At 54.2% G+C, this 13,039-nt stretch carries 11 protein-coding genes; 3 read left to right on the top strand and 8 right to left on the bottom strand.

Going from position 1 to position 13,039, the window contains the following annotated elements; genetic code table 11:
* A complete protein-coding gene (gene recG / locus FOB24_RS01045; protein WP_150344421.1) occupies positions 1-2,082 on the top strand; it encodes an ATP-dependent DNA helicase RecG in 2,082 nt (693 codons plus the stop codon).
* Between the two features lie 39 nt (positions 2,083-2,121).
* On the opposite strand, the gene gltS is transcribed toward recG, so the two are convergent.
* Positions 2,122-3,327, bottom strand: a complete 1,206-nt coding sequence (gltS, locus tag FOB24_RS01050) for a sodium/glutamate symporter (RefSeq protein WP_006687638.1) — start codon at positions 3,325-3,327, stop codon at positions 2,122-2,124.
* A gap of 226 nt (positions 3,328-3,553) precedes the next feature.
* Between gltS and xanP the strand changes: the two genes are divergently transcribed.
* Positions 3,554-4,945 carry a xanthine/proton symporter XanP gene (gene xanP, locus FOB24_RS01055; protein ID WP_038635433.1) on the top strand — a complete coding sequence of 464 codons (1,392 nt, stop codon included), beginning with the start codon at positions 3,554-3,556 and terminating at the stop codon, positions 4,943-4,945.
* Between the two features lie 121 nt (positions 4,946-5,066).
* A complete protein-coding gene (locus tag FOB24_RS01060; protein ID WP_085049113.1) occupies positions 5,067-6,773 on the top strand; it encodes an AsmA family protein in 1,707 nt (568 codons plus the stop codon).
* Between the two features lie 38 nt (positions 6,774-6,811).
* On the opposite strand, the gene FOB24_RS01065 is transcribed toward FOB24_RS01060, so the two are convergent.
* From FOB24_RS01065 to FOB24_RS01095, 7 genes are all read right to left on the bottom strand, one after another.
* Positions 6,812-7,489: a D-lyxose/D-mannose family sugar isomerase gene (locus FOB24_RS01065; protein WP_150344422.1), complete on the bottom strand. Its 678-nt coding sequence runs from the start codon at positions 7,487-7,489 to the stop codon at positions 6,812-6,814.
* Between the two features lie 49 nt (positions 7,490-7,538).
* On the bottom strand, positions 7,539-8,399 hold the full coding sequence (locus FOB24_RS01070; protein WP_150344423.1) for a ketose-bisphosphate aldolase: 861 nt from the start codon (positions 8,397-8,399) through the stop codon (positions 7,539-7,541).
* Positions 8,400-8,479: 80 nt separating this feature from the next.
* Positions 8,480-9,331, bottom strand: coding sequence for a class II fructose-bisphosphate aldolase (locus FOB24_RS01075; protein ID WP_085049116.1), 852 nt, complete (start codon positions 9,329-9,331; stop codon positions 8,480-8,482).
* Positions 9,332-9,342: 11 nt separating this feature from the next.
* Positions 9,343-10,434 (bottom strand): PTS fructose transporter subunit IIC, encoded by a 1,092-nt coding sequence (locus FOB24_RS01080; RefSeq protein WP_006687644.1) that lies wholly within the window; start codon positions 10,432-10,434, stop codon positions 9,343-9,345.
* A gap of 26 nt (positions 10,435-10,460) precedes the next feature.
* The gene (locus FOB24_RS01085) at positions 10,461-10,781 is read right to left on the bottom strand and encodes a PTS fructose transporter subunit IIB (RefSeq protein WP_006687645.1); all 321 of its coding nucleotides are present in this window, start codon (positions 10,779-10,781) and stop codon (positions 10,461-10,463) included.
* 19 nt (positions 10,782-10,800) lie between these two features.
* On the bottom strand, positions 10,801-11,271 hold the full coding sequence (locus FOB24_RS01090; RefSeq protein ID WP_003024008.1) for a PTS sugar transporter subunit IIA: 471 nt from the start codon (positions 11,269-11,271) through the stop codon (positions 10,801-10,803).
* Between the two features lie 26 nt (positions 11,272-11,297).
* On the bottom strand, positions 11,298-12,851 hold the full coding sequence (locus FOB24_RS01095) for a BglG family transcription antiterminator (RefSeq protein ID WP_069323692.1): 1,554 nt from the start codon (positions 12,849-12,851) through the stop codon (positions 11,298-11,300).
* Between the last annotated feature and the right edge of the window lie 188 nt (positions 12,852-13,039).

Below are 13,039 nucleotides of genomic sequence, written 5' to 3' on the forward strand. Positions count from 1 at the left end.
ATGAAAGGCCGTTTACTGGATGCCATCCCGCTCAACTCTCTGACGGGCGTTGGCGCAGCACAAAGCAGTAAACTGGCGAAAATTGGCTTGCACACCGTGCAGGACCTCCTGCTCCACCTCCCTCTGCGCTACGAAGACCGTACTCATCTGTACCCCATTGGCGAACTGCTGCCGGGCGTCTATGCCACCGTTGAAGGCGAAGTGCTGAACTGCAATATCACTTTTGGTGGCCGCCGGATGATGACCTGCCAGATAAGCGATGGCTCCGGCATTCTCACTATGCGCTTCTTCAACTTCAGCGCAGCAATGAAAAACAGCCTCGCCACCGGGCGTCGGGTACTGGCCTATGGCGAGGCGAAACGTGGCAAGTACGGCGCAGAAATGATCCACCCGGAATACCGCGTACAGGGCGATCTCAGCACGCCGGAACTGCAGGAAACGCTCACGCCGGTGTATCCGACCACGGAAGGCGTTAAGCAGGCAACGCTACGCAAGTTGACCGATCAGGCGCTGGATCTGCTCGATACCTGCGCCATTGCCGAGTTGCTCCCTCCGGAGTTACTACAAGGCATGATGAGCCTGCCGGAAGCGTTGCGCACATTACACCGTCCGCCACCGACGTTACAGCTTAGCGACCTTGAAACCGGACAACACCCGGCTCAGCGACGCCTGATTCTGGAAGAACTCCTGGCGCACAATCTCAGCATGCTGGCGCTTCGCGCCGGGGCGCAACGTTTTCACGCCCAACCGCTGAGTCCTGACAATCGGCTGAAAGATCAACTGCTGGCGGTGCTCCCCTTTAAACCAACCGGCGCACAGGCCCGGGTCACTGCCGAAATTGAACGCGATATGGCGCTGGATGTCCCAATGATGCGCCTGGTGCAGGGCGATGTCGGTTCCGGTAAAACGCTGGTTGCAGCACTTGCCGCCCTGCGTGCGATTGCGCATGGTAAGCAGGTGGCGCTGATGGCCCCCACTGAATTACTGGCTGAACAGCACGCAAATAATTTCCGCAACTGGTTCGAACCTTTGGGCGTTGAAGTGGGTTGGCTGGCGGGTAAGCAAAAAGGTAAAGCACGCCAGGCACAGCAGGAAGCCATCACCAGCGGTCAGGTGCAGATGATTGTCGGCACACACGCAATTTTCCAGGAACAAGTTCAGTTCAACGGGCTGGCGCTGGTGATTATCGACGAACAGCACCGTTTTGGCGTGCATCAGCGTCTGGCGCTGTGGGAGAAAGGCCAGCAGCAGGGTTTCCACCCACACCAGCTCATTATGACCGCCACCCCGATCCCGCGTACGCTGGCCATGACCGCCTATGCCGATCTCGACACGTCCGTCATTGACGAACTGCCGCCGGGGCGTACGCCGGTCACCACAGTGGCGATTCCCGACACCCGCCGTAGCGACATCATTGACCGTGTGCGCAACGCCTGCACCCACGAAGGACGTCAGGCGTACTGGGTTTGTACGCTAATCGAGGAGTCTGATTTACTGGAAGCGCAGGCGGCCGAAGCCACGTGGGAAGAACTTAAGCTTGCCTTACCAGAGCTGAATATTGGCCTGGTGCATGGGCGCATGAAGCCCGCCGAGAAGCAGTCGGTGATGGCCGCCTTTAAGCAGGGTGAATTACATCTGCTGGTCGCCACCACGGTGATTGAAGTGGGTGTGGACGTGCCGAACGCTAGCCTGATGATCATTGAAAACCCGGAGCGATTAGGCCTGGCGCAGTTGCACCAGTTGCGTGGCCGCGTAGGCCGCGGCGCCGTGGCTTCCCACTGCGTCCTGCTCTACAAATCGCCGCTGTCAAAAACGGCGCAGAAACGCCTGCAGGTTCTGCGGGACAGCAATGACGGGTTCGTGATTGCACAAAAAGATTTAGAGATCCGCGGACCCGGCGAGCTGTTAGGTACGCGCCAGACCGGAACGGCAGAATTCAAAGTAGCGGATTTATTGCGCGATCAGGCCATGATTCCGGAAGTTCAGCGTATAGCCCGCCATATTCACGAACGTTATCCGCAACAGGCTGCCGCGCTGATAGAGCGCTGGATGCCGGAAACCGAACGTTACTCCAACGCATAATCCATTTATCGCGGCGGATGTTACTCCGCCGCACAGCCTTTATTGCGCAAAAATCGGCAGCAGCAGATACAGCTTAATCACTAACGCGTTGACGATATCGATAAAGAACGCCCCCACCATCGGCACCACCAGGAACGCCATATGGGATGGCCCGAAACGTTCGGTAATTGCCTGCATGTTAGCAATCGCCGTTGGCGTCGCGCCGAGCCCAAAACCGCAGTGGCCGGCTGCCAGTACAGCGGCATCGTAGTTTTTGCCCATCATGCGCCAGGTAACAAATACCGCGTACAACGCCATAAAAATCGTCTGCACAACCAGTATCGCCAGCATCGGCAGCGCCAGAGATGCCAGCTCCCACAGTTTCAGGCTCATCAGCGCCATCGCCAGGAACAGCGACAGGCTCACGTTGCCCAGCACTGAAACCGCCCGTTCGAACACCCGATAAAAGCCCATGAGCGCCAGGCCATTACTGAGGATCACACCAACAAACAGCACGCAGACGAAGGTCGGCAGTTCGAGCACCGTTCCGACCAGCATTTGCGCAACGATTTTACCTACCGTCAGACAGATAGCGATCAGCGCGATAGTTTCAATCAGCACCAGCGAGGTGATTATGCGTCCAACGTCCGGCTTTTCAAACGCGGTCGGTACAGCCTGATCGTCCGGCATACCGTCAGGCGTGGTGGAGTGTTTAACCAGATAGCGCGCCACCGGGCCGCCAATCAGCCCCCCCAACACCAGACCAAAGGTTGCGCAAGCCATTGCAACTTCAGTCGCATTGGTAAAACCGTAGCGCTCAATAAACAACTTGCTCCACGCAGCCCCGGTTCCATGTCCGCCAGAGAGCGTGATCGAACCGGCAATCAGGCCCATCAACGGATCCAGGCCCAGCAGGCTCGCCATACCGATACCGATGGCGTTCTGCATCAGCAGCAGTCCCACAACGACAATCAGAAAAATACCCACCACGCGGCCACCGGCGCGCAGGCTGGCGATATTAGCGTTCAGGCCGATGGTAGCGAAGAACGCCAGCATCAGCGGATCGCGCAGGGTCATATCGAAGTTTACTTCCCAGCCCATGCTTTTTTTCAGCACCAGCAACGCAATCGCCACCAGCAATCCACCGGCTACAGGTTCGGGAATGGTGTATTTTTTCAGGAAGGAGACAGACTGGACGAGCTTACGTCCCAGCAGCAATACAAGGGTTGCCGCAACCAGAGTAGATAACGTATCGAGATAAAACATTTACAGCTCCATTAGTGCGTTTAGCACAATCACGCACGATGCATTCCAGACCGATTTTTTAGCTCTTATTGAGTTTTCGGGGTGGATTTTAAGCAGAAAATGATGAAAAGTTATATAAAAAAGTTTGTTTATCCGTTTTAAATATTAAGAATAACTGCTGGCAAACGTTTGCTTTTCCGCCCTGGTCAGATAAAATCACCGCTTTTCCACCATGGGATTGCCTCTGATGTCCGTTAACGCCGTAGAGTCAACAAATGCGCAACCGGTTGCGCAGACTCACAACAGTGAACTGATTTACCGTCTTGAAGATCGCCCCCCGTTAGCCCAGACCCTGTTTGCCGCCTGTCAGCACCTGCTGGCCATGTTCGTCGCGGTGATCACCCCGGCGCTGTTAATTTGCCAGGCGCTCGGTTTGCCGGCTCAGGATACTCAACACATTATCAGTATGTCGCTGTTCGCTTCCGGCGTAGCTTCTATCATTCAGATCAAAGCCTGGGGGCCGGTTGGTTCCGGGCTGTTATCTATTCAGGGCACCAGCTTTAATTTTGTTGCGCCGCTGATTATGGGTGGCACGGCGCTAAAAACCGGTGGCGCAGATGTCCCAACCATGATGGCGGCCCTGTTTGGTACGCTGATGTTAGCGAGCTGCACTGAAATGGTTATCTCGCGTGTACTGCATCTGGCGCGGCGTATTATTACCCCGTTGGTCTCAGGCGTGGTGGTGATGATTATCGGCCTGTCGCTGATTCAGGTGGGTCTGACGTCGATTGGCGGTGGCTATGCCGCAATGAGCGATAACACCTTTGGCGCACCGAAGAATTTACTGCTGGCTGGCGTTGTGCTGGCGCTGATCATCCTGCTTAACCGCCAACGCAACCCGTACCTGCGCGTTGCGTCCCTGGTGATTGCGATGGCGGCAGGCTACCTGCTGGCATGGTTTATGGACATGCTACCGCAAAATACCGCACCGGTAAGCCAGGACCTGATCATGGTGCCAACGCCGCTGTATTATGGCCTCGGTATCGACTGGAGCTTACTGCTGCCGCTGATGCTGGTCTTTATGATTACGTCGCTGGAAACCATCGGTGATATTACGGCGACCTCCGATGTTTCCGAACAGCCGGTTTCTGGTCCGCTGTATATGAAACGCCTGAAAGGCGGCGTGCTGGCGAACGGTCTGAACTCGTTTGTTTCCGCCGTGTTCAATACCTTCCCGAACTCTTGTTTTGGTCAGAACAATGGGGTCATTCAGTTAACGGGCGTAGCCAGTCGTTACGTCGGTTTTGTGGTGGCGCTGATGCTGATAGCATTGGGCCTGTTCCCGGCAGTTAGCGGTTTTGTACAGCATATTCCTGAACCGGTACTGGGCGGCGCAACCCTGGTAATGTTCGGTACTATCGCCGCATCTGGCGTGCGTATTGTCTCTCGCGAGCCGCTGAACCGCCGCGCTATTTTGATTATTGCGCTGTCGCTGGCCGTTGGCCTGGGCGTCTCCCAGCAGCCGCTGATTCTGCAATTTGCCCCGGATTGGGTGAAAAATCTGCTCTCCTCAGGCATTGCCGCAGGCGGTATCACCGCTATCGTTCTGAATCTGGTGTTCCCACCAGAGAAGCAATAAGCAAAATGCGGCGTTGGCTCTGAATCAACGCCGCTGTAACGCTCTTTCACCATTCCTGCCTTGAGCATTGCCTCTAAATCGTGCATAACTTGACTATGTGCACTTCGCGGGATGGAAGACCATGAAATTTATTGGAAAGCTGCTTCTTTACGTGCTGATCGCCTGTGCAGTGGCGATTCTCGGCCTTTATTTTCTACTGCAAACCCGTTGGGGCGCAGAGCACGTCAGCGCCTGGGTCTCAGAGAACAGCAGCTATCATCTGGCATTTGATGCTATCGATCACCGGTTTTCTTCCCCTTCCCATATTCTGCTGGAAAACGTCACCTTTGGTCGCGATGGTCAGCCCGCAACGCTGGTCGCTAAAACGGTCGATATTGGGCTGAGCAGTCGCCAAATCACCGACCCGCGGCACGTAGACACTATCCTCTTGCAAAACGGCACGCTGAATCTTTCCCAGCAAACCGCACCGCTACCGTTCCAGGCCGATCGCCTGCAGTTACAGGATATGGCGCTCAACAGCCCCGGCAGCGAGTGGAACCTGAGCGCCCAGCGCGTGAACGGCGGCGTGATTCCCTGGAGCCCTGAGGCAGGTAAAATTCTCGGCAGCAAAGCACAAATTCAGCTCAGCGCCAGCTCATTGACGCTGAACGATGTCCCAACCACCAACGTATTGATTGAAGGCAGCATTGACCATGGTCGGGTGACGCTAAGTAATATTGGCGCAGACGTCGCGCGTGGCGCATTAACCGGCGTGGCGCAGCGCAATACCGACGGTAGCTGGGTGGTAGAGAATCTGCGCCTGAACGATATCCGGCTGCAAAGTGACAAATCGCTGGCCGACTTTTTTGCGCCGCTAACCACTATTCCATCCTTGCAAATTGGTCGTCTGGAAGTGACGGATGCCCGTCTGCAAGGTCCTGACTGGGCGGTCACGGACCTTGATCTGAGCTTGCGCAACATGACGTTTAGCAAAGATGACTGGCAAACACAGGAAGGAAAACTGTCGATGAACGCCAGCGAGTTTATCTACGGTTCACTGCATTTCTTCGATCCGATTCTGAACGCCGAGTTCTCGCCGCAGGGCATTGCGCTGCGCCAGTTCACGACCCGCTGGGAAGGGGGAATGCTCAGAACATCCGGAAACTGGATGCGTAACAACAAAGCGCTGGTTCTCGACGATGCCGCGATTGCCGGCCTGGAATATACGCTACCGGAAAACTGGAAACAGCTATGGATGAAGCCTCTGCCAGCCTGGCTAAACAGCCTGACGCTGAAGAAATTCAGCGCCAGCCGTAATCTGGTGATCGACATCGACCCGGCCTTCCCGTGGCAACTCACCGCACTGGACGGTTACGGTGCTAACCTCGGGCTGGTACAGAACAACCAGTGGGGGATCTGGAGCGGTAACGCCACGCTCAACGCCGCTGCTGCCACCTTTAATCGCACCGACGTGCGCCGTCCTTCGCTGGCGCTAACGGCGAACGGCAGTACCATCAATATCAGTGAACTAAGCGCCTATACAGAAAAAGGGCTGCTGGAGGCCACCGCCAGCATTTCGCAACTGCCTCAGCGTCAGGCACAGGTCAGCCTGAACGGGCGCGGCGTGCCAATGACCATCCTGCAACAGTGGGGCTGGCCAGCACTGCCGCTTTCCGGCGACGGTAACATTCAACTCACCGCCAGCGGCAACATTCAGGCCGATACGCCGCTCAAGCCCACAGTCAACGGTCAGTTACATGCGGTGAATGCAGAGAAACAGCAGGTCACGCAGACCATGCAGGCGGGTGTGGTATCAGGTAGTAACGTTGCCTCACCCGTTACGCAGTGATTATTGCCCGGTGGCGCTTCGCTTACCGGGCCTACCGCTCATAAACGCTTATATTCACTGCATAACAACCACTTCACCGGCTCGTCTTCTTCTATCGTCGGGAAACGACCGCCCGGTTCAAGGAAGTGATTGTCATGCTGGTCGTCATTGACCATCGAGATTTCCCAGCCCAGAACAAAGGCTTTCTCAGCCCAGAAACGGTGATACAGTCGCGGCGGCAGACACACTCCCTGCCCCGGTTTTAGCACCAACGTATCACCAGATTTAACGGTACGCCGCTGACCATCGACGCTAACATCAACAATGCGCTGGGGATCATAGCCGTCATCGGGCATGGACCATGCCAGCTGCATACACAAATCGCCGCCGCCGCGGTTAACGATATCTTCCATCTTATGGCGATGAAAATGCCACGGTGTTTGTTGATCCTGCTGAATTTGCAGCATCTTTTCGGCATACGGTTTGGGGTAATCGGCTGACCCCATCAGACCATTGCGCAACGTCAGTAACGTCAGTCCCGTTTGCGCAAAATCCCCGCGCCCAAAGTCAGTAACGTCCCAGCCCAGTTGGAGATCGCGCACTTCACGCCACAAAGAGTGGTCCTGTTGTCGCCAGGCGTCGACCGTTAAATACGCAAAATCAGGCAGACAGACCCGAAAGGTCTCGGCGATGGCATGCGCTTTATCGATGACATAATTAATATGTGAACGCTTCATTGCACTTTTCCTTGTTGCGAAAGAGGCGGGCCACCCCGCCTGCATGCCGTTAGTAAAGTGACGCTTTGCCGGTTGAGCCAAACAGTTTCATTTTGTGGCGAATCACGTCCCGCGCGGCGCTGATGGCTTCCGGGTAGATGACGTTCGGGTCCCACCAGGTCTCTTTTGCCAGGATTTCGCGGACTTTCTGGAAGTAGGCGTATTTCATATCGCTGGAAATGTTGATTTTGCCCACGCCGAGCGTAACGGATTCAGCGATTTCCGCATCCGGATTCGCGGAACCTCCGTGCAGCACCAGCGGAATGTCCACCCGCCCGGCGATATCGTGCAGGATGTTCATTTGCAGCTCTGGCTGCATCCCTTTCGGGTAGATCCCGTGCGCGGTACCAATCGCCACTGCCAGCGTATCGGCCCCGGTACGGGCGATAAAATCCTGCGCCTGGGCGGGATCGGTGTAAGTAACCTTCGACACGCCGCCTTCCACGGACGTTCCGGTCTGACCAATCGTACCCAGCTCGCCTTCAACCGAAACGCCTACCGCATGCGCCAGCTTGACCACTTCACGGGTCAACGCCACGTTCTCTTCATACGGCAGCAGCGAGCCATCAATCATCACCGAGGTAAATCCACACTGAATTGCCCGCAGGACATGCTCTACCGAAGCGCCGTGATCCAGATGCAAAGTAAAGGGGACCGGGCTACGCAGGGTGATATCTCGCACATAGCTAAAGAACGCATCGCCGAGGAAATCATGTTCGCTGGGGTGAATGGAGATAATCGCTGGGGTGTTGGTCGCTTCCGCTTCTTCCACCACCGCACGCACAAAGCAGCTATCCGCTACGTTGAATGCGCCGATGGCAAAACCGTGCTGACGGGTCGGTTGCAGTAATTCTTTCATCGAAACTAACATGTTAATTCTCCAGTTTCAGGGTGTAGAAAGCCCTGCCAGTGCGTCATCGCAGAGGCATAAAAGGCGTTACAGAAAATGAATCAGGCCTGGTCGATAGCGCCGCTGGCCTGTAGATACGGAATAATGGCTTCCTCGCAGGCCTGCTCCATCAGGGCCAGGGCATCAACAAGTTCGCAGGATGTGTCGCGACACAAGGTGTGCAATAGCGCGGCCTTTCCCGCTTCGAAGACCGCCGCGCCAACATTAATCTTGGCGACGCCAAACGTCGGGCAACGCTGTAGCTGGTCAAACGGCGTCCCGCTACCGCCATGCAGCGCCAGCGGCACCGTTGATAAACGGGCAATTTCCTCCAGCCGTTGAAAATCAATGGCTGGCGTTACGCCCGGCGCGTACATACCGTGCGCCGTACCGACCGACACCGCCAGTAAATCAATCCCGGTCTGTTGGATAAATGGCTCCACGTCAGCGGCCTGAGTCATCAAATCAGCGTTAGCGGCATGGTCATAGCGCGGGGCGTCGGCCAGGTGGCCCAGCTCGCCTTCCACGCACAGAGAAACGCTGGCTGCGAGCTCGACCACCGCCCGGGTCTGGCGAATGTTTTCTTCCAGCGCAAAGGCGGAGGCGTCGATCATTAACCCGCTGAATCCGGCGCGAAAAGCCTGGCGAATGCGTACAGGATCCTTTCCATGATCTAACGCCAGCGCGATCGGTACCGAAGCTTCCTCTGCCAGCGCTTTGACCACCGCCGCCGCTATCGGTGCCGGAAAATGGTCCAGATGCCCCTGATACAGATTCAGAATAATGGGCGCACGGTGTTTCTCTGCCACCCGCACCGCCGCACGGGCGCTTTCCAGGTTCATACAGTTGATAGCCAGCAGCGCATACTGCCCGCGCCAGGCTTTCGTCACCATGCTTTTCATATCGGCAAACATACGGCCTCCGGTTATTCCAGGGTGAAGGTGATCTCTTCGTCTTTCAGCTTTTGATCGCTGAGCTCATCAAACTCTTCGTCACGCTCGGTCACCGGTTTCTTCCACAGCGATAGCATGACACCGCAAATCACCGTCCCGATCCCCAGCGCCAGGCAAAACAGCAGCGGATGCGTAAAGAGTGGAACCACAAACATGCCGCCGTGCGGTACCGGGCTTTCGACGCCCCATACCATAATCAGGCCACCCGCTATCGCCGAGGCCACCACGCAGGAGCCCACCACGCGCAGCAGATCACGCGCCGCAATCGGAATAACCCCTTCGGTTATCATGCAGATCCCCATCGGGAATGCCGCTTTCAGCGCCTCACGTTCCGCACGGGTGTACTTGTGACGCGTGAGCAGGAAGGAGAGCGTAATGCCGAACGGAGGGATTATCGAACCGACAAACTTCACCGCTTCGGGGCCATACACGCCGCTGACCAGCATGCCGTCAGCGAACAGTGACATGGTTTTATTCACCGGACCGCCGAAGTCGAATGTAGCCATTGCGCCGAGAATGGCGCCCATCAGGAAGCGTGACCCGCCTTGCATGGACTCCAGCAGATGAATTAGCGCGTCCTGCAGCCAGGCTATCGGCTTGCCAATCAGCGTCATCATCAGCAACCCGCCGATGATGGTGCTCAATACGGGCAGCACCATGATGGGCATCAGACCCTGCATCGACTGCGGTAAACGGATATAGCGTTTGAGCAGCAGGACGGTATAGCCAACCAGAAAGCCGCCCAGCATCCCGCCAATAAAACCGGTATGAATTTCGCCGCAGACAAAGCCGACAATCAGACCCGGCGCAAATCCGGGGCGATCGGCAATGGAGTACGCAATCGCCGCGCTAATCAGCGGCACGATTAACCCCATCCCCCAGCCGCCAATCTGATTGAGCATCCAGGGGATAGTTCCTGTTTTTTCACCCACGTTAGTACCGCCAAGTATTTGTCCGAGGGCAATACAGATCCCGGCGGCTACAATTAACGGGATCATCCACGAGATCCCCGTTAATAAATGTTTTTTTATTTCCTGAGATAGCGGAATTTTATTTTCACTCATGTGAAATCCCTCCAGAATGAGGATCGCTACTGGTTATTATTAACTAATGATTTTTCGACCTTTTCAAGAAACTGAATGGGCGATTTTATGACGATTTCGGTTTTTACTCGCACAATGCGTTTATTTGAGAAGCGTTCCTCCCCTTTTATTTTGACATCGACGGCAAGAATCACGACATCCGCGGCAGAAATATCATCTGCCAGCAGTTCGTTTTCCGTACCGATGGTGCCCTGGGTTTCAACTTTTATATTATGCCCAAGCGCTTTAGCACCTTTTATTAATTTTTCACGGGCAATATAGGTGTGCGCAATACCCGCCGTACAGGCGGCAACACAAACAATATTCATAACATGCTCCACATTTTATTTAGCAGACGTTGGATTCAGCATATTGGCTAAACAACTCAATAATTTTCTGTGGACTACTTTCAACTAAGAGTTGTTCAATAATGTCGTCATCCGCTAGCGCGCCGGCAACCTGCGAGAGCAGACGAATATGGGTAGTGTTTTGATCTTCAAGACGTACGGCAAACAGAATGATGCAGCGCACATTGCTGCCGTCCAGGGTTTCCCAGGGAATATCCTGACGGGTACGACCAATCGCCAGGGTGGTATTAACCACCGCCGAGGATTTCCCGTGGGGGATCGCAATATGATTTTCGAAGCCGGTCGAGCCTTCGGATTCACGCTGCCAGACATCCTGAATAAACGTTTCCCGGCAGCTAATTGCCCCATCCTTTTGCAGAATATCAGTAAGTTCCTCAATAGCCTCCGTTTTGTTCGTAGCCTTCATATCCAAAATAACGCGATTTGTATTGAGAATTTTCGTGATGTCCATCAATCATACCTCATGGAGTTCAGACATTAATTTTCAACGACCAGCGACGTCGCCCGATGTAATTTTTCCGTAATAACCGTTTCCGTTACCCGCTTAATATCCGCATCATTGAAAAAGGCGGTGACATAGACGACCGGCATGGCAATGGCGGGTAAATTAATGGTCGATACCACCAGCTCAATATCGTCCGTCAGTACGGAGGGCAAACTGCCAGCTGACACCACGCCGACAATTGTCCAGTCCGGAAAGGCGCGCAGAATGCGGCTCTTGAGTAAATGCGAAGTGCCAATCCCGGTTGAGCAGACTAACAACACCCGCTTACGCGCTATCTGGCGCTCCATTGCGGCCTGAAAATGGACGGTTAAGTATCCCACCTCATCTTCCGAAACGGCCCGCTCGCCCCAACCGCAAAATACCCGATTCACCGCACACTGGGTCAAACGCCAGACGTCCTGCAACTCGCCTTTGATATCCTCCAGTAGCGGATTACGAATGCGGATCTGGTAGTTCAGGCGGTTAATCAGCGGCTTAATATGGATCAGCAACCCGTCATACAGCGCAGTATCCTGGCTGAGATCGCTGTCGACCATCTCGGCGAAGATGGCAATCAGTCGATGGGTAATCAAGCGCGCTTCGTCGCTGGAGTGCATATGACCAATCACGCTCACATCATTATGTTCCTCAATCACCACGCCGGACGAGATAATGTATTGATAGATAAACCAGACCTCGTCTTCCGGCAGCGGGTGAGCGATGCGTTTTTCGATATGCTGAATCATACGACTGGCAATAGAAAAAATATTCTCGTCGCATGAGGTGATGTTTTCATCTTTTCTCGGCAGCGCATTTCCGCGTGTGATGCGGTACATCATGATCAAAATATGGGTGAAGATATTGACGTAATAAGGCTCCCCCAATGACCAACACAGGTCGTTCTCCATTTCCTGCAGCAGCGTCTGGACAAATAAAACGTCTTCCTCGCCGAAGTAATGCACCAACGCTTTATAGCTGCCGGGATCAAGGCGCGAATACACCATGCTGCCGGGTTCATTATGGTTAATCACACCGTTAATCAGCGATGCCATCGCCTGGCGCACGCTGCTCTCACTACCTTCAATGTGCGTACCGCTTTGACTGCGGATAAGCGATAACCCCAATGGCGTTATCCAGGATTCAATCACTTTCAGATCGTTAACAATCGATGCGCTACTAATAAAATAACGCTCAGATAATTTACTGATCGACGTTTCATGCGGCGTTTCGCTTAATAATTGCGATGCTATCTTAACGCGCCGCGAATTACTCATCATACCGTCAGTATCATCACCCTCGTTCCCTAATAACTGGTCCAGATACAAAAGGTCTGTAATATTATCGGCACTTAATATTACGCCTGCGCCAGTACGTTTATCGATGGCTATTTTCCATTCCGCTAACCATGGTTCCAGTAACCGCAGATCGCGCTGCACGGTTTTCTCTGAAACCGATAAATATTCGGCAATTTTCAGCAGCGTGACATATTCCTTCCGAGACAGGAGGAATTTTAATAATCTGTTTTGTCGCGAGGTAATCATTTGCATTATTTACCCTTATCACACACCAGATTAAATATCTAAAGAAGCGTTTATGCTCCACGTGTAATCCGTGATGATAAATATAAGAGGACTACGATGCGCCAACAATACTAAATCGCGTCCTGTATTCCGGACAGAAATAAGACAAAACGGGGAAATAGTGAGATATTTACGGCGCAGATCACATTTTTTAC

The organism is Citrobacter werkmanii (assembly GCF_008693645.1).
Taxonomy (GTDB): domain Bacteria; phylum Pseudomonadota; class Gammaproteobacteria; order Enterobacterales; family Enterobacteriaceae; genus Citrobacter; species Citrobacter werkmanii.

Coding starts and splice junctions, on each gene's coding strand:
- recG (WP_150344421.1), top strand. CDS start 1: ATGAAAGGCCGTTTACTGGATGCCATCCCGCTCAACTCTCTGACGGGC.
- gltS (WP_006687638.1), bottom strand. CDS start 3,327: ATGTTTTATCTCGATACGTTATCTACTCTGGTTGCGGCAACCCTTGTA.
- xanP (WP_038635433.1), top strand. CDS start 3,554: ATGTCCGTTAACGCCGTAGAGTCAACAAATGCGCAACCGGTTGCGCAG.
- FOB24_RS01060 (WP_085049113.1), top strand. CDS start 5,067: ATGAAATTTATTGGAAAGCTGCTTCTTTACGTGCTGATCGCCTGTGCA.
- FOB24_RS01065 (WP_150344422.1), bottom strand. CDS start 7,489: ATGAAGCGTTCACATATTAATTATGTCATCGATAAAGCGCATGCCATC.
- FOB24_RS01070 (WP_150344423.1), bottom strand. CDS start 8,399: ATGTTAGTTTCGATGAAAGAATTACTGCAACCGACCCGTCAGCACGGT.
- FOB24_RS01075 (WP_085049116.1), bottom strand. CDS start 9,331: ATGTTTGCCGATATGAAAAGCATGGTGACGAAAGCCTGGCGCGGGCAG.
- FOB24_RS01080 (WP_006687644.1), bottom strand. CDS start 10,434: ATGAGTGAAAATAAAATTCCGCTATCTCAGGAAATAAAAAAACATTTA.
- FOB24_RS01085 (WP_006687645.1), bottom strand. CDS start 10,781: ATGAATATTGTTTGTGTTGCCGCCTGTACGGCGGGTATTGCGCACACC.
- FOB24_RS01090 (WP_003024008.1), bottom strand. CDS start 11,271: ATGGACATCACGAAAATTCTCAATACAAATCGCGTTATTTTGGATATG.
- FOB24_RS01095 (WP_069323692.1), bottom strand. CDS start 12,851: ATGCAAATGATTACCTCGCGACAAAACAGATTATTAAAATTCCTCCTG.